Below are 22,498 nucleotides of genomic sequence, written 5' to 3'. Positions count from 1 at the left end.
ATGAAGAAAATACCGCAAAGAACCTGCATCGTTTGCGGCAACAAGATCGATAAAAGAAATCTGGTCCGTGTTGTAAAAAACAAGGAAGGTCGGATCTTTTTCGATCCTACAGGAAAAGCAAACGGGCGAGGTGCCTATTTATGTGGAGAAGATGCCTGTATCGAGGGCATTCTAAAGAAAAATGCACTGAATCGGGCATTTAAGACCGATGTGGCCGAAGAAGATAAAATCAGAGTTATGGAAGAGATAAAAAATGGAAGAAAATAAATTTTACCGTTTTATAGGGATCGCCAAGAAATCCGGTGCTGTTGTGTCCGGAGATCACATGGTGGAAAAGGAATTGAATCGTGGGACCCTTCGACTGGTAGTGGTGGCGACAGACACCTCCATTCGGATCCGGAACAAATACGAACGATTCTGCAAAGAATTGTCCATACCCATGCGAATAGCCGGAACGAAAGAAGTATTGGGGAAAGCCATCGGCAGGGACCAAGCTGCCGTATTGGGATTCAAAGACAAAAACCAAAGCGAAAACCTGATAAAACTGCATGAGAATACCATAGAAACAGGGGGAGTTTTATGAGCAAATCAAGAGTATATGATCTGGCAAAGGAATTGAACATCAACAGCAAGGAATTGGTTGTGATCCTGCAGTCCATGGACATTCCGGTCAAGAACCACATGAGCGCATTGACGGAACAACAGGAGAAGTATTTCCGTAACAATTTCAAGCAGGACGGTGTAGCTGTCGCGGCAAAAGAGGAAGAAAAACCTATAGAGAAGAAAGTCGCGCCTGCCGAGAAGAAAGAAGCGCCGAAGACATCGGGCAAAGGACCGGTCAAGAAAACCACCGGGAATGCTTCCGGCAGTACTCCAGCCGCAACAACAGAGAAGAAAGCACCATCCGGACCGCCGAAAAAAGACGGCAAAAGAGACAATCGAAAGACCAACAAGAAAAAAAGGGTCATTACGCCTGTTGCCATCGACAACAGTAAGAAAGAAAAGAAAAGCAGAGCCATCTATAAGAAAAAACGTCAAGACGATGGAACCGAAGTGGATATCATTCCAATACCCACGTCTTTAACGGTAGGTGATTTCGCGGCCAAAATCAACGTACCGTCCACAGAGATCATCAAAAAACTCATTGGATTGGGCATCATGGCTTCCATCAACCAGGAAATCGACTACGAAACGGCGGAAGTCGTAGCCACCGAGCTGGATGTAGTCATTGAACTGGAAGACGTGGAAGAAGAAGTAGCAGAGATCCTGAGCCAGGTGGAGGACGTGGAAGAAGACGAGAGCAAAAAAATCCATCGAGCACCGGTCATCACCGTCATGGGTCATGTCGACCATGGAAAAACCTCCTTGCTGGATGCCATTCGAAAAACCGGTGTCGCAGAAAAAGAGGCCGGAGGGATCACCCAGCACATCGGTGCCTATACGGTGAAAGCCAATGGAGAAAACATCACATTCATCGACACGCCGGGTCACGAAGCCTTTACGGCCATGCGTTATCGGGGAGCCAGCATCACGGATATCGCCGTTTTGGTGGTAGCCGCAGACGATGGCGTCATGCCTCAGACCGTAGAAGCCATCAATCACGCAAAAGCAGCCAAGGTTCCCATCATCGTTGCCATCAACAAGATCGACAAGCCGGAAGCAAATCCGGACCGTGTCAAACAAGAACTGACGGAATACAACCTGGTGGCGGAAGAATGGGGTGGAGACACCATCTGTGTTCCCGTTTCCGCAAAAACTCAGGAAGGCCTGGATACTTTGCTGGAGATGATCCTGCTGGTATCGGAAGTGCAGGAACTGAAAGCCAATCCCGACCGATTGGCAAAGGGAACAGTATTGGAAGCAAAACTGGACAAGGGCAGAGGCCCTGTATCCACGGTATTGATCAATGCAGGGACCTTGAAAGTTGGAGATCCAGTGGTATCCGGCATCGCCTACGGAAAGATTCGGGCCATGATCAACGACAAAGGGAAAAAAGTAAAGACGGCAGGTCCGTCCACTCCAGTGGAGATCTTGGGTCTTAACGAAGTGCCGGAAGCGGGAGAAGAGTTCTATGCCGTTACCGACGATAAAACGGCCCGACAAATTGCAGAAAAGCGAAAAAGCTATATCAAGGATCAACGAGTCAAAAAAAGCGCCCCATTGTCGCTGGACGATCTGTACAACCAAATCAAGCAAGGGGAAGTACAGGACATCAACATCATCATCAAAGGAGATGTCCAGGGCTCAGTAGAAGCATTGAGGCAGTCTTTGGAGAAACTCAGCAACGAAGAAGTACGGGTCAACATCATCCATGCAGGCGCCGGCGGCATTTCCGAATCGGACGTCATGCTGGCAGCGGCATCCAACGGGATCATCATCGGCTTCAACGTTCGACCCAACAACAACGTAACGGCAGCAGCCGAGCGGGAATCCGTAGACATTCGACTGTACAGGGTCATTTACGACGCCATTGAAAGCATCGAAAAAGCAATGAAGGGAATGCTGGCTCCGGAATTCAAGGAAGTGGTCCTTGGTACCGCAGAAGTTCGCCAGACTTTCAAAGTGCCCAACGCGGGAACCATCGCCGGTTGCTATGTGACCAACGGAAAGATCAGTCGAAACAGCAGCATCCGCGTCATACGAGACGACGTCGTCATCTTCGAAGGGAAACTGGACTCTCTGAAACGATTCAAGGACGATGCCAAGGAAGTGGCCCAAGGCTACGAATGCGGTATCGGTGTGGAACGTTTCAACGACATCAAGGAAGGCGACATCTTGGAAGCCTTTACCATGGAAGAAGTGGCAAGAACATAAGGAATGCAGGTGAAAAACCATGTCCAACCGAATCAATCGAATCAATGAAACCATCAAACATGAAGTAAGTCATCAGATCCGTTTCGGGTTGAAAGACCCCAGATTGACGGATCTGGTCAGCGTACTGAAAGTAGATACCACCGGAGATCTGCGCTATGCGAAAGTGTACATCAGCGTGTACGATACGGATGAAAAAAAGCAGCAGGTCATCGACATTTTGAACAAAGCAGCCGGATTTATGCGTAAAAGCGTGGGTAAAAAACTGAAGACCCATTATACGCCGGAACTGCTGTTCCAACTGGATGATTCCCTCGAATATGGAGCCCACATCGATGAGATCCTTCGGGATCTGAACAAAAACAGCAAAGGATCCGATGACCATGGGGATGAATAATGTTCTGACGACCATACGGTCCAATGATACGTTTCTCATCAGCACCCACAAATCCCCCGACGGCGATGCTTTAGGTTCCAGCATCGCCCTGGGACTTGCTTTAAAAAAAATGGGAAAACAGGTGACTTACGCTTTTGAAAAGCCAAGCTCCACCAAGTTTTCCTTTTTAACAGAATTGAATGCCTTGGATAATGCCGACCTGGAACAAACATTTCAGGTAGGTTTATTTTTGGATTCCTCCGATCCGGATCATCTCTACGACAGCAAGTTGATGGAAAAATGCCGGGTCCGCGTCAACGTGGATCATCATGTAAGCAATGTGGGGTACGGAAACATCAACTTTGTGGACGTTCATGCCAGTGCCACTGCGGAGATCGTCTATGATCTGATCCAACAACTGCTGGTGGAAATGGATGACGAGATGGCTCTGGCCATTTATACCGGGATCGTTTCGGACACGGGAAATTTCAAGTACAGCAATGTGACCTATAAAACCCATGAGATCGCGGGCAAGCTATACCGGTTTCCCAATCCTTACTGGGAGATCAGCAAAAAGCTCTTTGATGAGTTGTCTTTCGAGAAGGTGCAGATCATTGGATTCGCACTTGGAAAGATCCGCCTGATCAAGGAGGGGAAAGTGGCTTTGATCCACTTGACCAATGAAGACATGAAGCAGTTTGTGGACGATACGGATATGGAAGGGATCATCAACTACGCCCGGGACATCATCGGTGTTGAAGTAGCATTGTTGATCAAGGAAACCAACGCCAACGTATTCAAGGTTTCCCTGCGCAGCAACACCACCTTCGATGTCAGCGTCGTAGCCGTTCATTTTGACGGAGGCGGCCATGCCAAAGCGGCTGGGTGTACGGTCCGGGATGTGACATTTGAACAGCTGATGGATCGACTGGATCCGTTGTTGACGATATAAGGAGCGACATGAACGGTTTATTGAACATTTACAAAAATGCGGGAATGACTTCTCACGACGTGGTCCATAAGATCCGAAAAAAATGCGGCATAAAAAAAGTAGGTCATGGCGGCACCCTGGACCCTATGGCCCAAGGAGTGCTGCCGATCTGTATAGGACAGGCCACCAGGATCTCCGGTTTTTTACTGGACAAGGATAAGACGTATGGGGCCACCATGACCTTGGGGGCCACCACCGATACCTACGACCGGGAAGGAGAAGTATTGACCCTTCGCCCGGTCCATGTGACACAACAACAAATAAAAGAGGCGACCGCCTCTTTTTTGGGCGTTATCGACCAGGTGCCTCCCATGTATTCCGCGTTGAAGAAAGACGGGAAAAAGCTATATGAATATGCCAGGGAAGGGATCACGTTGGATATTCCAGCCAGAAAAGTGACCATCCACCAACTGGAGGTCGTTCGTGTGGATCTTCCGGAAGTGGATCTGATCGTTTCCTGTTCAAAAGGCACCTATATTCGGTCCTTGATTTACGATTTGGGGGAAATGTTGGGTTGCGGGGCCCACATGAGCGCACTGGAACGACTGCAAAGCGGTCCTTTTCGGGTGGAAGATTCCATTCTCCTGAATGATCTGCTGGAAATGGATCTGGAGGATATTCAAAAGATTCTCATTCCCATGGAGAAAGCCCTTTCCCATATGGAAACGGTGGAGATCGCAGAAGCATCCAAAAAATATCTGGTAAACGGCGTCGTGCTCTATGGCCGAAACATCCAGGGCACCCTGGATGATCGAAGACCGGGAGAACTGGTTCAATTGTTGTGCCAGGGTGTATTTTACGGAGTGGGTGAAATTTTTCTGGATGGAAACTGGAAAAAAATCAAACCCAAATTCATATTCAGCAAGGAGAAATGACCATGGAAATAATCGATTGGAGAGATGCGTCCCAAAACCAGCCGACTGCCATCGCCTTGGGTTTTTTTGACGGCATCCATCTGGGCCATCGACATTTGATGGAAGAGATGATCCGAATGGCTGGCGACAACGGCTGGAAAAGTTGCGTGTTGACTTTCAAACAACATCCCCTCACCAAAGTTTTTCCTAAATATGCACCCAAACTGATCACCAGCAATGAAGAAAAATTGCGGATTCTGCAAGAAATGGGGATCGACCAGGTTGTCTTCATGGAGTTCACGGATGAAGTCATGAATCTGGAACCTAGAGATTTTGTAAAGAAAATATTGGTGGATCGACTCAAGGCCAAGGGCATCGTTGTAGGCTTCAATTACAACTTCGGAAAAAAAGGTACTGGTAATTCCAAAATGCTGGAAAGTTGGTCGAAAGAATTGGGATACGACGTGAAGGTGGTGGATCCCATTGTAGACAAAGAAGGCCAGGTGGTCAGTTCCACATTTATCCGAAACCTTATCGTCAATGGAAAAGTGGACCGAGTGGCAAAATACCTTGGCCGGGATTTTTCCGTACTGGGGAAAGTGATCCGGGGCAAGGGGCTGGGAAGGCAATTCCACATACCGACAGCAAACATAAAGATCGCAGAAAATCATATCTTGCCGGATGCAGGCGTCTACTACACCACCATCGAAGTGGAAGGGGAGATGTATCACGGGCTCACCAATGTAGGGCACAATCCCACTTTCGAAAATCATCCTTTCAGCATCGAAACTTTCATTTATGATTTTGATCGGGACATATATGGCAATACGGTCCAGCTGTTTTTCCACAAGAAGATACGGAAAGAACGTAAATTCGACTCTGTAGATGCGCTGATCGCACAAATTCAAAGCGACATTGCCATGATTCGGGAAAAATATGTGAAAGGCAGGTCCATTCGATGAAAAACACCGTTGTTTCGGAAGAATTTGTTCGCACCCAGATGCTGTTGGGCGGTGAAGCCATGGAAAAACTGGGAAAGGCCAGGGTAGCCGTATTTGGGATCGGCGGCGTTGGAAGTTTTGCCGTGGAAGGTCTTGTTCGTTCCGGAGTGGAAGAATTTTTATTGGTGGATGCAGATGTGGTCTGCAGCACCAATTTGAACCGTCAACTTCACGCCACTCGAAAAACCATCGGCAAGGCCAAAGTGGATGTGATGAAGGAACGGATCCTGGAAATCAATCCCAGGGCTCAGGTGTGGACCCAAAAAGTGATGTATACTCCGGAAAATGCAGAAGAAGTATTGGAAGGGGACTGGGACTACATCATCGATGCCATCGATACGGTGACTGGAAAACTTCATTTGATCATGCAGGCAAAGGAGAGAAACATCCCCATCATCAGTGCCATGGGAGCAGGCAACAAGCTGGATCCCACCCAATTTGAAGTCAGCGATATCCACAAAACCTCCGTTTGTCCCCTGGCCAAAGTCATGCGCAGGGAACTGAAAAAAAGAGGGGTCAAAAAGTTGAAAGTGGTATATTCCAGGGAAACGCCCATCACCCCCCTGGATTTGGAAGAACACTGTGAAACCAATCTGGTGGATCGTCCGGAAAACCAATTGGTCATCAAACCGAAAAGACAGACGCCAGGCAGCATTTCTTTTGTGACCTCCGTCATGGGCTTGATCCTAGCCGGGGAAGTCGTGAAAGATCTGATTCGCTAATATACGTACGTTTTTAAAAAAAAGAGGAAAAACATTCTTGTTTTGCTTCTTTTTTTTGCATAAATATGAGATAATACCTTATGATTTACATGGAGGTGAATTATGGACAATTTTATCGTACGCTTGTCGGGTATCACCACACTGTTAAATCCCATCATGACATTTCTTTTACTCCTGTCTGCCGTATTTTTTTTGCTCCACATGAAAGAGCAGGTGGACAAGGTGGAATCCTATTTTCGCAGCATTGCATTGAGCCTGCAGCGGATCTCGGATCGAATGTCGGACAATAACAATCAAGGAGGATGAAACATTGGGTTTTTCTATTATCAAGGATTATGATCCCGAAATTTACGATGCCATGGCAAAAGAGTTGTACCGGCAGGAAAACAACCTGGAACTGATCGCTTCCGAGAACCTGGTCAGCAAGGAAGTCATTGAAGTTATGGGTAGCCATTTGACCAACAAATATGCAGAAGGGTATCCCGGGAAACGCTACTATGGCGGTTGTGAATATGTAGATGTTGTAGAAACCATTGCCAAAGAGCGGATCGAAAAACTTTTTGGAGCGGAATACTCCAATGTACAGCCTCATTCCGGCGTGCAGGCCAACATGGCCGTCTACTTTGCCTTTTTAAAGCCCGGAGATACGGTGCTGGGGATGGATCTGGCCCATGGCGGTCATTTGAGCCACGGCAGTCCTGTCAGCATGTCGGGAAGCTATTATAATTTTATTTCCTATGGCATCAATAAAGACACGGAGATTTTGGATTACGAGCAGCTGGAAATGCTGGCGCGAAAACACCACCCGAAAATGATCGTTGCCGGCGCAAGCGCCTATCCACGATTCATCGACTTCGAGCGGATCGCAAAAGTGGCAAAAGAAGTGGGCGCACTTTTCATGGTAGACATGGCCCATATCGCCGGTTTGATCGCCGGTGGAGCCCATCCATCGCCGATCCCTCATGCGGACATCGTCACCACCACCACCCACAAGACCCTCAAAGGACCCAGGGGAGGAGCCATCCTCTGCCGAAAGGAACTGGGAAAGGCCATTGACAAAGCCATCTTCCCGGGAAGCCAGGGTGGACCGTTGATGCACATCATCGCTGCAAAAGCTGTAGCCTTGAAAGAGGCCTTGACGCCGGAGTTTTCCCAATATCAAAAACAAGTGGCGGCCAATGCAAACGTGCTGGCCAACACATTGATGGATCTTGGGTTCAAACTCTTGTCCAATGGAACGGACAATCATCTGATGCTGCTGGATCTTCGGAATGTAGGTCTGACGGGTAAATTTGCGGAAAAAGCGTTGGATCAGGTCCACATAACAGCAAACAAGAATGCCATCCCATTTGACCCGGAAAGTCCATTCATCACCAGCGGAATCCGATTGGGGACACCGGCCATTACGGCACGGGGCATGAAGGAAGCCCAGATGGTCCTCGTAGGAGAAGCCATCCACGATTGCCTGGTAAAAAAAGACAATGAGGCAGCTATGAAAAAGGTGGAAAACCTGGTCAAGGAGTTCCCGGCCTACGCCAAATGAAACGATAATGAAAAAGCCCTGTTTCTCATCACGAGGAATGGGGCTTTCACCTTTTAAAGCAACAACAATAGTGATATAATTAAATGTCAGAATGTTCATTGGAGGCGTTGGTTTGTTGAAGGATCACAAGAGGTGCATCGAAGGATATTTGAACAAGCTAAATAGCGAAAAAGGATCCCTGACCATGGTCAAGGCGGTCTTGTCCAAAATGCTGATGGACAAAGGCTATGTGGATCCCATCCTGCCGGAAGTTCTGGTATTTGATTTCCGACTCCATCACATTATGGAAGGTTGGACGGGCAAACCGATCCCTGAACCGCCATGGGAGGATATATTGCCCGATGAAAACGAGAAGATCCTATTGCTTGATTTTTTCAAACAGGCACCCAGTTTCCAGGATGCAGATCCGATTTTGCTGGGGGAAACCTTTCAAATGGAAATGGACAAGGAAAAAAACAGGCAGCACGGCGTTTTTTATACACCATTGGAACTGATCCAAATCCTTTGGGACATGGTGGAGGAACCCGTCCTGGAAGGAAGAAGGGTCCTGGACCCTGCTTGCGGGGCAGGTTTCATACTATGCTTTTGGTATGAGCGGTTGCGTGATGAATATCGAAATAAGGGTTGGAGCGATCTGTTGGCCCATCGGGAAATCTTGGAGCATCAGTTGTACGGCATGGACCTGGACCCAATGGCGGCCTGGGTCACAGCAACCATGATCCAACTCCATCACCCTGTCCACATTCCGGTTCCCGGTATCCGCAGCGGTGACTTTCTTCTGGATGGTGAAGATATGCCGGCAATGGACCTGGTAGTTGGCAATCCTCCATATGTAGGACACAAGCAGCTGGATCGAGGATATTTTCAGAAACTGAAGGAAAGGTATCCTGTCGTTTACTACGACAAGGGGGATCTTGCCTATTGCTTTTTTCAGCAGGGTCTTTCAACCTTGAAGGAAGGCGGCAAGCTGGCTTTCATCACATCTCGATATTATTTCGAAGCGCAAAATGCTGCAGGTTTGCGACGATATCTTTTGGAACATGGACGGATCCGCAAGATCCTGGACTACTACGGACAGCGACCCATACCGGAAGTGAAAGTGGATCCGGCCATAACAGTAGTGGAAAAAACACTGGAAACACCGGTGTCCCAACGGGTGGAAGTCCGGCGATTCCAGGAAGAGAATGAATCCTTCAGCAAACCCTTTATGGTCAATGACGCTAATCTGCAGCTGGAAGGATGGACGTTGCTGGAACCTTTGGAACGAGCCATCGTGGATAAAATAAAAAGCAAAAGATCTCTGATGTTGAAGGAGATCTGGCGTTCCCGCCAGGGGATCATCACGGGTTTGGACAAAGCATTCATTCTGGATCAGGAGGAAGCAACATTCTTTCCCCAAGAATTCATTAAGATGTGGATCAAAAACAGTCAGGTTCGACCTTTTAAGATCGTAACGTCTGAAAAAAGACTTCTCCATACGGATGGGATCGACAATCTGGAGGAAACTCCATCTGTTAGGGACCGCTTGGAACCCTATCGGGATCGTCTGGCAAACCGCCGGGAATGCCAAAAGGGCTTGCGAGCCTGGCATCATCTGCAATGGGGTAGGGATCGGTTGTTTTTTGAAGGGGAAAAGGTGGTTTACCCCTACAAAGCCTCCTCCAGCCGGTTTGCACTGGACCAAAACGGATCTTTTTACAGTGCCGATATCTATGGGTTTACCATACCTGCCGGAGGGATCCACCATCACACCAACAAAAGTGTCATAGCCCTTCTCAATTCTCAACTATATGATTTTTATTTTAAAACCTTCGGTAAAAAATTGGGTGGAGATCTCTACGAATACTATCCAAACACGGTGGGCCGGCTGATCATACCCGTTATGGGACAGCAGGAAGTCAAAGCATTGGAATGCTGTCACGACCAGATCGCGTCCTTAGATCCTTCCCGTCGTGAGGAAGGTTGGAAGGAATTGAATCAATGGGTCTATGATTACTTTTCCATTACGAAAGAAGAAAAAACACATCTTGAACGGCGAAAGGAGATCAAAATATGAAACCAATCGATTTTAGAAGCGATACCATCACCCAGCCCACACCGGTCATGCGAGAGGCCATGGCCCATGCCCAGGTAGGGGATGACGTATATATGGAAGATCCTACACTGACCGCACTGGAAGATCTGGCAGCGGAGATGACGGGGAAAGAAAAAGCATTGTTTGTCCCAAGCGGGACCATGGGCAATCAAATCGCCGTCAATGTCTTTACCGATCATGGAAACGAAGTGATACTGGAAGAAAATTGCCATATTTTTACCTACGAGGCAGGAGGGATCGGTGCCATCAGCGGCGTGCAAAGTCGTTTGATCCCATCAAATAAGGGAGTTCTATCTGTAGAAACCATTGAAAAAGCAGTACGGGGAGTTGACATCCACTACCCCGAAACGGCCCTCATCTGTCTGGAGAACACCCATAACAAGGCGGGTGGGACCGTCACCGATGTTCCCACCATGAAAGCCATTTATGAATTCGCCCAACATAAAAACATTCCGGTCCATTTGGACGGCGCCCGAATCTTCAATGCGGCCACCGCCCTGGGAGTTCCTGTATCAGAATTGACCCAGTATACCGACTCTGTCATGTTTTGTTTGTCCAAGGGGCTGTGCGCTCCTGTGGGGTCCATGTTGGCGGGAACGGAAGATTTTATTGACCGGGCCCGAAAAGTACGAAAAATGCTGGGCGGCGGCATACGACAGGGAGGGATCCTGGCAGCTGCCGGCATCATCGCCTTACAGGAGATGACGGGGAGATTGGAAGAGGATCATCGCCATGCCAAGGTTCTTGCACAAGGTCTCAACGCCATGGACGGTTTGTCCGTCGACGTGGATTTTGTCCAGACAAACATCCTCATGTGCGATGTGACCGATGAAGAGGTGGATCTGGAAGACTTGATGAAGCAGGCCCGGGAAGAAGGCGTTTTGGTCAATGCCATGGGCGCCAGACGGTTGCGCTTTGTCACTCATTACTACATAACGGAAGAAGACATCCATAAAACGTTGGAAGTATTTGCTAAGATCATGAAGAAATCTTAGAAGGAGAAGGAGGGCGGGAGCCCATGCAGCAGAACTTTTTTCGACAAAACGCGGACGAAAATTTGAAAACGACGGGTCCCCTGGCCAGCCGGATGCGTCCGGACACCCTGGAAGCTTTCGTGGGACAGGAACACATCCTGGGCAAGGACAAGCTATTGTATCGAATGATTCAGGCCGACCGGATCACTTCCATCCTGCTTTATGGACCGCCTGGCACAGGGAAAACCACCTTGGCCAGGATCATTGCCAACACCACCAAATCCAACTTTGTCCAACTCAATGCAGTAGTATCCGGGGTCAAGGATATTCGGCAAGTCCTGGAACAAGCCAGGGAAGATCTGGGGCTCTATGGAAAACGCACCATCCTGTTCATCGACGAGATCCATCGATTCAATAAAAGCCAGCAGGATGCTCTCTTGCCTTCCGTCGAGGAAGGTCTGGTCATTCTCATAGGCGCCACCACGGAAAACCCCTATTTTGAAGTCAACGGACCCCTGGTTTCCCGTTCCCGGATCTTTCGCCTCCATCGACTGGACGAAAGCGCTATTTTGACCTTGTTGGAAAGGGCCATCAAAGACGAAGAAAAGGGATTTGGATCATTGGAGGTCCAGGCGGATCCGAAAGCGCTGGACCACTTGGCAAAAGTGGCGGATGGAGATGCCAGAAACGCCCTGAATGCATTGGAGCTTGCAGTATTGACGACCCAACCCAATGACGAGGGGATCATTTTCATCGATGTGGATACTGCCGTGGAATGCATACAAAAGCGGGTCGTCCAGTACGACAAGGAGGGAGACAACCACTACGATCATGCCTCCGCCTTTATCAAAAGCATTCGAGGTTCCGATCCGGATGCAGCATTGTATTGGATGGCGAAGATGCTTTGGGCAGGGGAAGACCCCAAGTTTATCGCCAGGCGCATCGTCATCTCCGCCTCCGAAGATGTGGGGAATGCGGATCCACAGGCTTTGGACGTGGCCGTCAACGTCTTTCGGGCCGTGGAGATCATCGGCATGCCAGAAGCAAGGATCCATCTGGCACAGGCGGTGACCTACCTGGCCAGCGCACCCAAGAGCAATGCATCTTATATGGGGATCAACCGGGCTTTGTCGGACATACAGAACAAACGTTCGGGAGACGTTCCCCCGCCATTGCGGGATGCCAGCTACAAAGGAGCAAAGTCCATGGGCCATGGGAAAGGCTATCTGTATCCCCATGACTACGACAATCATTACGTCAAGCAACAGTACCTGCCGGAAGGCATGGAGCACGTTCGATATTACCATCCCACCCAGTTGGGCTATGAAAAGAAACTATACGATTATCTCCATGAAACAAAATACAAGGACGAGGAGTAATGCCATGGAACTTACAACAGCGCAACGATATGAAGGATTTGTATTGATCTCAAAAAATTGGATCGAGGAGAATCGATCCACCGGTTTCTTGTTTGAACATGAGAAGACGGGAGCAAGATTGTTCTACCTGTCCAACGACGATGAAAACAAGGTTTTTTCCATTACCTTCAAAACACCTCCTGCCGATTCAACAGGACTGCCCCATATTTTGGAGCATTCCGTCCTTTGCGGATCCCGTAAATATCCGGTGAAGGAACCCTTTGTGGAGTTGATGAAAAGCTCCATGAACACGTTTTTGAATGCCATGACCTTCCCGGACAAGACCATGTATCCTGTGGCCAGCATGAACGAGAGGGATTTCATGAACCTGATGGACGTGTATCTGGATGCGGTCTTCTATCCGCGGATCTACGACAGTCCGGAGATCTTCTACCAGGAGGGCTGGCACTATCATTTGGAAGAACTGGAAGATCCCATCGCCTACAATGGCGTGGTCTACAACGAGATGAAAGGCGCTTTTTCCAATCCGGAAGACGTCCTGGGTCGCAGGATCCAGGAGATCCTCTTTCCGGAGACCGCCTACGGCAACGAATCGGGGGGAGATCCGGAAGTCATTCCCAAGCTGACCTATGAAGATTTCCTGCAATTCCACAAGACCTATTACCATCCGTCCAACAGCTACATTTATCTCTATGGCAACGGCGATGTTCTGAAGCATCTGGCCTATTTGAACGAGGCCTACCTGAAGGATTTCGAACCCATAGAAGATGCCGGGGATATCGGGATCCAACCTCCCTTTGAAAAACCCATCAAAGTGATGAAGACCTATCCCATCGGAGAAGGGGAGGAAGCCAAGGACAAGACTTACCTGTCCATGAGTTTTGTCACCCATCGCTGCACCGACGGGGAGAAGCATCTCGCGCTGGACATGCTCACCCATATCCTTTCCGACGCCCCATCCTCGCCCATCAACAAAGCCTTGCTGGAAACGGGGATCTGCAAGGACGTGGAAGGCCATTACGACGGCAGCATCCTCCAGCCGGTGGTCAGCATCTTGGCGAAAAATGCCAATGAAGGGGACGAGGTCCTTTTCGAAAAGACCATACGGGACACTTTGGAATCTCTGGTTCGGGAAGGACTGGACAAAGACATGGTCCAGGGAGCCATCAACTATACCGAATTCAAATTAAGGGAAGCCGATCACGGATCTTATCCCAAGGGTTTGATCTATAACATGGAGATCATGGAAAGCTGGCTTCACGGTGAAGATCCAAGCATCCATCTCGAATTCCAAGGATATTTGGACCGGATCAAGGCAGAAGCGGACAATGGATATTTTGAAGAATTGATCCAGACCCATTTATTGGACAACCCTCATGTGGCTACAGTGGTCCTCTTGCCGGAAAAAGGCTTGTCCGCCAAGAAAGATGAAGAAGTGGCCCTGGAGCTGGAAAAATTGAAAAACAGTCTTTCACAGGAAGCGCTGGAACAGATGCAGAAGGATACCCTCCATCTGCTGGAAGTCCAGAATACGCCGGATTCACAGGAAGACATCGACAAGATGCCCGTACTGCCCATCACCGACATTCGAAGGACCATTGAACCCATTCCCATGGAAGTGGAAGAGGCAGACGGGGTACAGTGGATCCATCATCCCATTGCCACCAACGGGATCAATTACATTCGTTTGTACTTCGATGTGGACCACATCCCAGTTGAGGACCTGGGTTATCTGTCCTTATTGACCCACTATATCGGAGAAGCGGGGACCCATGCCTACGATTACGTAAAACTGAACCATGCCATCGAAATGCATACTGGAGGCATCGACCTGGATATCGACATTTTTGGGGATGCAAAAGCCCTGGATGTTTTCCGGCCAAAACTGGTGGTAAAGGCAAGGGTACTGGAAGAAAAGACTACCCGGTTGTTCGAGTTGCTGAAGGAAATGCTTCTGCGCACCCGTATGGATGAGAAACAGCGGCTGAAAGAAGTACTTCAAAGCACAAAATCCAAGGCGGAAATGGATTTCATGACCGTTGGCCACAAGATCGTCTCCGGTCGCGTCATGAGTTATTTGAGCAATACGTCCAAATATGCGGAACAGATCGGCGGCCTGGACTTTTTCCGGTTCATCTCCCGACTGGATGCGAATTTTGAAGAGAGCTGGGAAAACATCTTTGAAAATATGGAAAGGGTGGCAACGTCCGTGTTTGATGCAGGAAGACTGCGCATCAGCCACACAGGAAGCCGGGAAGGCCTTTCTCTGGTGGAAAAGGAGATGAAGGACTTCCTGCCTCTTCTTGGTAACAAACCGGCGCAAAACGCAGATTTGACCTTTGCCCTGGCCCCGAAAAACGAGGGGATCGCTACCCCCGGCAAAGTACTCTACGTGGGAAAAGCTTACAATATTGCAGCCTTGGGCCACAAATACGATGCATCGCTACAAGTAGTGAAAACCATCATGAGCACGGATTACCTGTGGAACAAGGTCCGGGTGCAAGGTGGAGCCTATGGCGCCTTCTTCTCCGTTGGAAGGACCGGAAGCCTCTTCATGGGATCCTATCGGGACCCCAACTTGAAAAACACCCTGGACGTCTTTGACCGGGCCGGGGAGTACCTGAAAAATTTCAAAGCGGACCGCTCCACCATGGACAAGTACATCATCGGAACCATGAGCGGTTTGGATACACCCATGACCCCAAACATGAAGGGAGCCTTTGCCACCGGCAATCTGTTCCGAAATGTGGATGATGCCTTGCTTCAAAAGGAGCGCCTGGCCATTTTGGAATGCAGCGTAGAGGATGTGGTGGGCGCCGCCGAGATCGTGGAGGATGCCATGAAGCAAAACCACTTCTGTGTACTGGGAGACGAGCAAAAAATCAAAAAGGAAAAAGACCTGTTTGGCGAGATCATCCAGGTATTTGAAGAATAAGATGAAAAAATGGATTTGGAGCATTCTTCTGCTTTTGGCATTGCAGCAGCCGGTCCTGGCGGGGGACATGCTGGAGTTGGAATTTCCCCAGGATCGAGCCGTTTTGGTGGTGGAAGAAGGTTCCGGACAGGTCCTTTATACACAAAATGAAGAGAAGGCCATGTATCCGGCCAGTCTGACCAAGCTGATGACGGCCCAGGTGGTTTTGGACAACAACGCTTTGGAAGACATCATGGTGCCTGGGGAGGAGATGGACCAGATCTCCCCCAAAGCAGCAGGGCCTATCTGATAAAAAATCAGGAGATCTCCATAAAGGATGCTCTGGCCGGTCTTCTCCTGCCTTCCGGCAACGACGCCGCCATGGCCCTGGCCGTCCATACGGCCAGAAAGGTGAATAACGATCCCCGGCTCCCTGTAAACGAGGCATTGCAAGTCTTTGGGGATCTTATGAACCAAAAGGCGGAAGAGCTGGGAATGACAAGCTCCCACTTTATCAACCCCCACGGGCTTCATGATCCCTCCCATGTCACTTCAGCGAAGGATCTTTTGACGCTGACAAAAGCCATAAGAAGCAACGACTTCGTCTCTTCCTTGCTGGACATGCCCTTATACGAGACGGAAGATGGAAGGTACCGATTCTACTCCACCAATCTCTATCATCACCAAAAGCTGGACGATGTCTGGTTTTTGTACCAGAAGGGAGCCAACCCCCAATACCGGGAGGAAGTGACCGGGGTAAAAACCGGAAATACCAATGAAGCCGGACGCTGTCTCATATTCTCGGCAGAAGAGGGTGATACGTCCATCATCGGCATTGTCCTTCACAGCGACATCCCTTTGGTCTATGAAGAAGGCATTGCAATCATGGACGGCATCTTTGACGGCATGGAGTGGGTGGGAGATCCCGCTAGGGAGGACTGGGATCATATTCTTGAATTGGAGGGCCTTTTGTTTTTTCCCGGTGAAAAACTGGAGCTGACCAGCCTGGGATCCATGTCCCATCTGGTACAGAAGGACTCATTGAAGGACGTTTCTTTTCGTTTCGTTCTGGAGACGGATAAACTTGGCCCCAATGAGGAAGGAACCCATCGGTTGTTGAAAACCCTGGAAGATGGGGAGCTCGTAGGAAATTTAGAGATGGTGTTGGAGGACAGGGTGCTGGAGAATGTCCCTGCAGCAGTGGTCAAGGGACGGGCACCTGTGGAAGACTGGTTGCCCCTGGGAGCCACGGGATCCGTAGTGTTGATCCTTTTCCTTGGAATACGAAAGAAAATGATGGTGAAAAAATGAAATTACCGGAAGTACTGGCACCGGCAGGAACGCTGGAAGCGTTATATGCAGCGGTCCGGGCAGGAGCCGACGCCGTTTATATCGGAGCAAAACAATTCAATGCAAGACAAAGAGGCGGGAATTTTTCCAGAGAAGACCTGGAGGAAGCAACCAGACATTGCCATCTTCATGGCGTGAAGCTCTATGGTACGGTGAACATCCTTGTGAAGGAAGAAGAATTGGAAGCGGCCATGGCCTTGGTGGATGAATTGTATGAGATCGGGCTGGATGGCTTGATCGTTCAAGATCTGGGATTGTTCTCCCTGATCCGGGACCGTTATCCCGATTTTCCCCAGCACAGCAGCACCCAGATGTTCGTTCATGGTTCTCCAGGAGTAGGACTCTTGGAAGAACTTGGTTTTGACCGGATCGTTTTGGCCAGGGAACTGACCTTGGAAGAGATCCGCGCCATAAAAGCGAAGGCCAGGGCAGAGATCAAGATCTTTTGTCACGGAGCCCTTTGCATTTCCTATTCTGGACAGTGCTACATGAGCAGTCTTATCGGTGGACGAAGCGGAAACCGGGGAAGGTGCGCACAGCCTTGTCGAAAGTCCTACAAACTATACGACAGTCAGAAGCAACTGGTTCGAAAGGGCCCCTTGATCAGTCCCAAAGACTTGAATACACTGGACTTGTTGGAGGAAATCTTGCAAACGGGAGTGGATTCCTTAAAAATCGAAGGACGATTGAAGAATCCGGAGTACGTTTATACGGCGGTCCAGGCGTATCGCAGGGGATTGGACGCATTGGCTGAAAATCGGAAAGACAAGACAAACATTGCTATTCATGAAGTATTTAACAGAAAGTTCACTCAAGGGTATCTGACAAATGCCCATCCGGCAGGTAAGGATCTCCTAGTCGGCCAGGAGGAACAGGCAGATCGTACCCTTATTGGGACCATTCACAAGATCTCTGGCTATCGATATGGTTTTCGAGCCGAAGAAGACATTTCGAAAGGAGACGGGATCCTGATCGCCGGATCGAAAAGCGAGTTCGGGGAAACTTTGTCCGATCTTTTCGACCAGCAGGGAAAACCGGTGGAAACGGTACAAAAGGGGTCCCTCGGATTCGTCAGTCTGCATCGGGCCCCGGTCATGGGAGATCACATTTACAAGACATCGGACGGCAAACAACGACAAACCATTGAAAGCAGCATGCGGGAAGACCTGAGCAATAGAAGGGGATTCCATTGGAAGGTGACTCTGGAAGCAAATGCCTTTCCAGTTATGGAATTGAAGATGGAAGACGACCGATTGGAAGTGACAGGAGAAACAACCGTGCAAGAGGCGAAAAATGCGCCTTTGACCAAGGAACGGATCCTGGAACAACTGGGAAAACTCAACAATACCCCGTTTAAAGCAGAATCCCTTCAAGTGGAAATGGAAGGATCCCTGTTTATGCCCGTTTCAGCCATCAACCAGTTGCGGCGTCAGGCCGTGGAAGCGTTGGAAGAACTGGTGCTGTCGAAATACCGTCGTACCAAGATAGAAGCTAAAACCTGGTCTCCAGATCCTACAGCTACAAGGTCCCGGAAAAGGGAAAATGCACAAATCTCCCTTCGCATCAACAACTTGGAAATGCTGAAAAGAGCGTTGGAGACTTCAGCCGACGAGATCGTCTACGACTGGGATGATCCTTTGGATCTGAATGACGTGGGTACAGCCAGCCAGCTGACTGCCGAGAAGGGAAAACGCCTTCGTATTGCCTTGCCCAAGATCATTCGGGAAGGGGAAGTCCAAGTTCTCAAGGAATCGTTGGAGAAACTGGTGGATCTACCCATCCATGGTTTTTTGGTCGGATCCTATGAAGGTCTGGAGATGGTTCGAAACCATCACCTCTCCATAGAAACGGATGACAGTTTGAATGTTTTCAATGCCAGAACCTTGGACGTGCTGGGATCCTTAGGGGTGGAACTGGCTTACCTGTCCGCTGAACTGAACCAGGAAGAGCTGAAGGATCTGATCCCGACGGGAAACATGAAGACCGGTCTGGTGGTTCAAGGAAGAAAAGAACTGATGCTGCTCCAGTACGGTTTGGATCTGCCCCCCAATACCGGCGGGTACACTCTGGAAGATCCAAAAGGATATAGTTTCCCAGTACGGATCGATGGATCCGGTCGGACCCATGTGTACAACGCCAAGGAACTCTGTCTGATCGATGAAGTCCCGGAGATGGAAAGCCTCCACAAGATCCGCCTGGATTTTCTGGAAAAGGAGGATCGGATGGAGGAAATGGTGGAATCCTACCGGAAAGCCCTGACAGCTCCCTCCTCCGGGAACCCGGCCTGGTTCGACGAACAAAAGGAACGATGGACAAAAGGACATTTTAACAGAGGTGTGTTGTAGATGAACGAAAAAACTTTCCAAGTGTTGGAATACCATAAAATACTGCTGATCTGGAATAGTTTTGCCCGGAGCGGATCGGCCAAAGAGCGGATCGAAAACACCAGACCTACCACCGACCCCCGGAAAGTGGAACAACTCCTTCAAGAAACAGACGAAGGGGTGGTGGCTCTTTACAAAAACGGCAACATTCCCATGGCACCCTTTGCCGATCTTCGACCGACATTGAAGCGGGCGGCCATTCGATCCATGCTGTCTTTGAAGGAATTGTTGTCCATCCGGGATTTTCTCAAGATCACCCTGGATGTGGTACACTATTATCAGGATATTCAAGAAAGACAGACACTGCTGCCTACTTTAAGTCGGATGTTCGACGCCCTGGATCCTGTATCGGATCTTCGCAGGCGGATCGAAAACACCGTTCTTTCCGAAGAGGAGATCAGCGACAGCGCCAGTCCGGAGTTGTTCCGCACTCGTCGGGAGATCCATCGCAAGAATGCCCAGATCCGGGAAAAGCTCCAGTCCATGATCGGTTTGACGGCATATCAGAAGCACTTGCAGGACAATTTGATCACCATTCGGCAGGACCGTTTCGTATTGCCTGTGAAACAGGAATCCAGAAGCAGCATTCCCGGCATCGTCCACGATCAATCCTCCAGCGGAGCCACTCTTTTTATCGAGCCCATGGCCGTGGTGGAGATGAACAACGCCATTCGGACCTTGCGCTTGGAGGAAGATCGGGAAATCGAGCGGATCCTGCAGGAATTGACGGAGTATGTAGGAGAGCAGAAACAAATACTGGAATACGATTATGATCTTTTGGTACAATTGGATGTGATCTTTGCCAGAAGTCGCTATGCATTGGAATTGAAGGCCAATCGACCCAAGCTCCAGGAGGAGCGGGGCATCCATTTCTACCAGGCCCGACATCCGTTGATCCCTGCAGATGAAGTGGTGGCAAGCGACATCCACATCGGTGGGGAATATTCCATACTCATCGTGACCGGTCCCAACACAGGAGGAAAAACGGTGGCCCTGAAAACCACCGGCCTGTTGTGCCTCATGGCCCAAAGCGGGTTGTTCCTGCCCGTAAAGGAAGGCAGCAGCTGGAGCATGTTCCAGAAAGTGTACGCGGACATAGGAGACGAACAAAGCATCGAACAGAGCTTGAGCACTTTTTCCTCCCATATGTCCAACATCGTACGGATCGTGGAGGAGGCGGATCAGGAGTCCCTGGTGCTCTTCGACGAACTGGGTGCGGGGACGGATCCGGTGGAAGGGGCGGCTCTGGCCATGTCCATCTTGGACCACTTGTACCATCGGAAGGTCTTTTCCATGGTCACCACCCATTACAGCGAGTTGAAGCAGTATGCCCTCAGCACGGACGGCATGGAAAACGCCAGTGTGGAATTCGATGTGGCCACCTTGCGGCCCACCTACCGGCTGACCATCGGGATCCCTGGGAAAAGCAATGCTTTCGAGATCGCAGGTCGATTGGGACTGCGGAGGGAGATCATCGATAAGGCGGGAGAATATCTTAGTGAGGATACGATCCGTTTTGAAGACGTCCTCCACGAAATACAGGAAAATCAAAAGAAGGCCAGAACGGAACTGGAGAAGATCCTGCGGCAAAAGGACGTTATGGAACGGGAAACGGTCAAGCTAAAACAGCGGCAGGAAGCCTTGGAGGACAAGGAACGACAAGCCAAGGAAAAAGCCACCATGGAAGCCCTGCAGATCATTGAGGATGCAAAAACCCTGGCCGGGGACATCATTCAGGAAATGAAGCAAATAAAAAGCGAGAAAACCAAAGATGCCTTCAAGGACCTGGAGTCGAAAAGGCGGGCGCTGAAGGAATGGGAGGATGTCCTCTCGGAAGATCTTGGTCCAATCAAACGGAAAACCCCGTCAAAAACCGGTCGAACACCCAAACCGGGAGACGATGTACTCATCAACAGCATGAATCAAAAGGCCGTCATGCTCTCCAAACCGGACAAGGACGGAAACGTCCTGGTGGAGGCGGGGATCATGAAGATCCGAATCCCACTTTCCGATCTGAGCCGATTGGAAGGGAAAAAAGACCCCATGGCCGGAGGACGAAGGACGGTAGCTAGAAAAGCGGCCAGCATCAAATCCAGTGTGGATGTTCGAGGCATGACGGGAGAAGAAGCCATGCTGGATGTGGAGAAATACCTGGATGACGCGGTCCTTGCCAATTTAAAGACCGTTACCATCGTTCATGGAAAAGGGACCGGAGTGCTTCGAAAGACCATTCATGATCTGTTGAAGAATCACCGGTCGGTGGAATCGTATCGCATAGGAGCTTTCAACGAAGGTGGCGATGGCGCCACCATCGTCACATTAAAATAGACGGGGGGAACCACCATGATATTATCCGATAAAAAGATTTTGGAATTGCTCAGCACCAGGGAACTCATCATCGATCCCATCACGCCGGAACAGATCCAGCCGGCATCTGTAGACATCCGATTGGGGAACCATTTTTTGAAACTGGACGAGAACAGCATCGAGTCCATGACCTTGACGGACGAGATCCGCTACCTGTCCTTTGAAACGGACGAAGTGATCATTCCGCCCCATTCCTTCCTGCTGGCCACCACCCGGGAATATATCAAGCTTCCCGGCAATCTGACCGCTTTTGTGGAGGGAAGAAGCTCCATCGGCCGATTGGGATTGTTCATTCAAAACGCAGGCTGGGTGGATCCCGGCTTTGAAGGGGAGATCACCCTGGAATTGTACAATGCCAACCGTCTGCCCATCAAATTGAAAAGCGACCGGCGGATCTGTCAGCTGGTCTTCGCATCCATGGACCAATATGCCATGAATCCCTACAAGGGGAAATACCAGGGACAAAAGAAACCGGTGGGAAGCCGGGTCTATTTGGACGAAGAGGCCTGATTCCCGGTGGGCACCGTAGTAGGATCCATTTTGTTTGTCTTCTTTTTACTGGTGGTGGTGGGAGTGTTCCTGAAATTCTATCTGGAATCCAATCATGGCATCGATCGTATGATCAAAAAAAGCGGAGCTGCCAACTATCGCCAATACAAAAGAGAAGTCGCGGCAAGGATGCGAAAAAAACGACAGATGGCAAAAAAACGAAAGGCCAAGGAAGGCCAGCAATGAAA

General features: G+C 49.6%; 20 protein-coding genes. All 20 read left to right on the top strand.

Features of this window, described 5'->3' with window-relative positions; translation table 11 throughout:
* The 20 genes from rnpM (at position 1) to J0B03_RS00860 (ending at position 22,496) form a co-directional block, all read left to right on the top strand.
* Entirely contained in the window at positions 1-267 is a 267-nt protein-coding gene (rnpM, locus tag J0B03_RS00955) for an RNase P modulator RnpM (protein ID WP_207300031.1), read from the top strand.
* Entirely contained in the window at positions 254-583 is a 330-nt protein-coding gene (locus J0B03_RS00950; protein WP_207300030.1) for a L7Ae/L30e/S12e/Gadd45 family ribosomal protein, read from the top strand. The genes rnpM and J0B03_RS00950 overlap by 14 nt, the downstream gene beginning before the upstream one ends.
* A complete protein-coding gene (infB, locus tag J0B03_RS00945) occupies positions 580-2,814 on the top strand; it encodes a translation initiation factor IF-2 (protein ID WP_207300029.1) in 2,235 nt (744 codons plus the stop codon). The genes J0B03_RS00950 and infB overlap by 4 nt, the downstream gene beginning before the upstream one ends.
* A gap of 19 nt (positions 2,815-2,833) precedes the next feature.
* The gene (gene rbfA, locus J0B03_RS00940) at positions 2,834-3,208 is read left to right on the top strand and encodes a 30S ribosome-binding factor RbfA (RefSeq protein ID WP_207300028.1); all 375 of its coding nucleotides are present in this window, start codon (positions 2,834-2,836) and stop codon (positions 3,206-3,208) included.
* Complete coding sequence (locus J0B03_RS00935; protein ID WP_207300027.1) at positions 3,195-4,139, top strand: DHH family phosphoesterase; 945 nt, start codon at positions 3,195-3,197, stop codon at positions 4,137-4,139. The genes rbfA and J0B03_RS00935 overlap by 14 nt, the downstream gene beginning before the upstream one ends.
* Positions 4,140-4,147: 8 nt before the next feature.
* Positions 4,148-5,053 carry a tRNA pseudouridine(55) synthase TruB gene (gene truB / locus J0B03_RS00930; RefSeq protein WP_207300026.1) on the top strand — a complete coding sequence of 302 codons (906 nt, stop codon included), beginning with the start codon at positions 4,148-4,150 and terminating at the stop codon, positions 5,051-5,053.
* Positions 5,054-5,055: 2 nt separating this feature from the next.
* Complete coding sequence (locus tag J0B03_RS00925; protein WP_207300025.1) at positions 5,056-5,994, top strand: bifunctional riboflavin kinase/FAD synthetase; 939 nt, start codon at positions 5,056-5,058, stop codon at positions 5,992-5,994.
* Positions 5,991-6,755: a tRNA threonylcarbamoyladenosine dehydratase gene (locus tag J0B03_RS00920; RefSeq protein ID WP_207300024.1), complete on the top strand. Its 765-nt coding sequence runs from the start codon at positions 5,991-5,993 to the stop codon at positions 6,753-6,755. The genes J0B03_RS00925 and J0B03_RS00920 overlap by 4 nt, the downstream gene beginning before the upstream one ends.
* Before the next feature lie 102 nt (positions 6,756-6,857).
* Positions 6,858-7,061, top strand: coding sequence for a hypothetical protein (locus tag J0B03_RS00915; RefSeq protein WP_207300023.1), 204 nt, complete (start codon positions 6,858-6,860; stop codon positions 7,059-7,061).
* 52 nt (positions 7,062-7,113) lie between these two features.
* The gene (gene glyA / locus J0B03_RS00910) at positions 7,114-8,298 is read left to right on the top strand and encodes a serine hydroxymethyltransferase (protein WP_246798209.1); all 1,185 of its coding nucleotides are present in this window, start codon (positions 7,114-7,116) and stop codon (positions 8,296-8,298) included.
* Between the two features lie 112 nt (positions 8,299-8,410).
* Positions 8,411-10,354, top strand: coding sequence for an Eco57I restriction-modification methylase domain-containing protein (locus J0B03_RS00905; protein WP_207300021.1), 1,944 nt, complete (start codon positions 8,411-8,413; stop codon positions 10,352-10,354).
* Positions 10,351-11,388, top strand: a complete 1,038-nt coding sequence (gene ltaE, locus J0B03_RS00900) for a low-specificity L-threonine aldolase (protein WP_207300020.1) — start codon at positions 10,351-10,353, stop codon at positions 11,386-11,388. The genes J0B03_RS00905 and ltaE overlap by 4 nt, the downstream gene beginning before the upstream one ends.
* Before the next feature lie 23 nt (positions 11,389-11,411).
* Positions 11,412-12,746: a replication-associated recombination protein A gene (locus J0B03_RS00895; protein ID WP_207300019.1), complete on the top strand. Its 1,335-nt coding sequence runs from the start codon at positions 11,412-11,414 to the stop codon at positions 12,744-12,746.
* A gap of 4 nt (positions 12,747-12,750) precedes the next feature.
* Complete coding sequence (locus tag J0B03_RS00890) at positions 12,751-15,681, top strand: insulinase family protein (RefSeq protein ID WP_207300018.1); 2,931 nt, start codon at positions 12,751-12,753, stop codon at positions 15,679-15,681.
* Position 15,682: 1 nt separating this feature from the next.
* On the top strand, positions 15,683-15,970 hold the full coding sequence (locus J0B03_RS12285) for a D-alanyl-D-alanine carboxypeptidase family protein (RefSeq protein ID WP_207300017.1): 288 nt from the start codon (positions 15,683-15,685) through the stop codon (positions 15,968-15,970).
* Positions 15,967-16,971, top strand: a complete 1,005-nt coding sequence (locus tag J0B03_RS00880; RefSeq protein ID WP_207300952.1) for a D-alanyl-D-alanine carboxypeptidase family protein — start codon at positions 15,967-15,969, stop codon at positions 16,969-16,971. Before J0B03_RS12285 ends, J0B03_RS00880 begins: the two co-directional genes overlap by 4 nt.
* On the top strand, positions 16,968-19,355 hold the full coding sequence (locus J0B03_RS00875) for a U32 family peptidase (protein WP_207300016.1): 2,388 nt from the start codon (positions 16,968-16,970) through the stop codon (positions 19,353-19,355). The genes J0B03_RS00880 and J0B03_RS00875 overlap by 4 nt, the downstream gene beginning before the upstream one ends.
* A complete protein-coding gene (locus tag J0B03_RS00870; RefSeq protein ID WP_207300015.1) occupies positions 19,356-21,722 on the top strand; it encodes an endonuclease MutS2 in 2,367 nt (788 codons plus the stop codon).
* A gap of 15 nt (positions 21,723-21,737) precedes the next feature.
* Positions 21,738-22,271: a dCTP deaminase gene (dcd, locus tag J0B03_RS00865; protein ID WP_207300014.1), complete on the top strand. Its 534-nt coding sequence runs from the start codon at positions 21,738-21,740 to the stop codon at positions 22,269-22,271.
* Positions 22,272-22,277: 6 nt separating this feature from the next.
* Positions 22,278-22,496 carry a hypothetical protein gene (locus J0B03_RS00860; protein WP_207300013.1) on the top strand — a complete coding sequence of 73 codons (219 nt, stop codon included), beginning with the start codon at positions 22,278-22,280 and terminating at the stop codon, positions 22,494-22,496.
* The last annotated feature ends 2 nt before the right edge of the window (positions 22,497-22,498 follow it).

The sequence above is a fragment of the Alkalibacter rhizosphaerae genome, from assembly GCF_017352215.1.
Lineage (GTDB): Bacteria > Bacillota > Clostridia > Eubacteriales > Alkalibacteraceae > Alkalibacter > Alkalibacter rhizosphaerae.
Note: the sequence above shows the minus strand (reverse complement) of the source record. Positions and strands in the feature narration are given on the sequence as shown.

Excerpts from the sequence above, each read along its gene's own strand:
- truB (WP_207300026.1), top strand. The coding sequence starts at position 4,148 with ATGAACGGTTTATTGAACATTTACAAAAATGCGGGAATGACTTCTCAC.
- rbfA (WP_207300028.1), top strand. The coding sequence starts at position 2,834 with ATGTCCAACCGAATCAATCGAATCAATGAAACCATCAAACATGAAGTA.
- J0B03_RS00935 (WP_207300027.1), top strand. The coding sequence starts at position 3,195 with ATGGGGATGAATAATGTTCTGACGACCATACGGTCCAATGATACGTTT.
- J0B03_RS00925 (WP_207300025.1), top strand. The coding sequence starts at position 5,056 with ATGGAAATAATCGATTGGAGAGATGCGTCCCAAAACCAGCCGACTGCC.
- J0B03_RS12285 (WP_207300017.1), top strand. The coding sequence starts at position 15,683 with ATGAAAAAATGGATTTGGAGCATTCTTCTGCTTTTGGCATTGCAGCAG.
- J0B03_RS00915 (WP_207300023.1), top strand. The coding sequence starts at position 6,858 with ATGGACAATTTTATCGTACGCTTGTCGGGTATCACCACACTGTTAAAT.
- J0B03_RS00920 (WP_207300024.1), top strand. The coding sequence starts at position 5,991 with ATGAAAAACACCGTTGTTTCGGAAGAATTTGTTCGCACCCAGATGCTG.
- ltaE (WP_207300020.1), top strand. The coding sequence starts at position 10,351 with ATGAAACCAATCGATTTTAGAAGCGATACCATCACCCAGCCCACACCG.
- J0B03_RS00950 (WP_207300030.1), top strand. The coding sequence starts at position 254 with ATGGAAGAAAATAAATTTTACCGTTTTATAGGGATCGCCAAGAAATCC.
- rnpM (WP_207300031.1), top strand. The coding sequence starts at position 1 with ATGAAGAAAATACCGCAAAGAACCTGCATCGTTTGCGGCAACAAGATC.
- infB (WP_207300029.1), top strand. The coding sequence starts at position 580 with ATGAGCAAATCAAGAGTATATGATCTGGCAAAGGAATTGAACATCAAC.
- dcd (WP_207300014.1), top strand. The coding sequence starts at position 21,738 with ATGATATTATCCGATAAAAAGATTTTGGAATTGCTCAGCACCAGGGAA.
- J0B03_RS00870 (WP_207300015.1), top strand. The coding sequence starts at position 19,356 with ATGAACGAAAAAACTTTCCAAGTGTTGGAATACCATAAAATACTGCTG.
- J0B03_RS00875 (WP_207300016.1), top strand. The coding sequence starts at position 16,968 with ATGAAATTACCGGAAGTACTGGCACCGGCAGGAACGCTGGAAGCGTTA.
- J0B03_RS00895 (WP_207300019.1), top strand. The coding sequence starts at position 11,412 with ATGCAGCAGAACTTTTTTCGACAAAACGCGGACGAAAATTTGAAAACG.
- glyA (WP_246798209.1), top strand. The coding sequence starts at position 7,114 with ATGGCAAAAGAGTTGTACCGGCAGGAAAACAACCTGGAACTGATCGCT.
- J0B03_RS00890 (WP_207300018.1), top strand. The coding sequence starts at position 12,751 with ATGGAACTTACAACAGCGCAACGATATGAAGGATTTGTATTGATCTCA.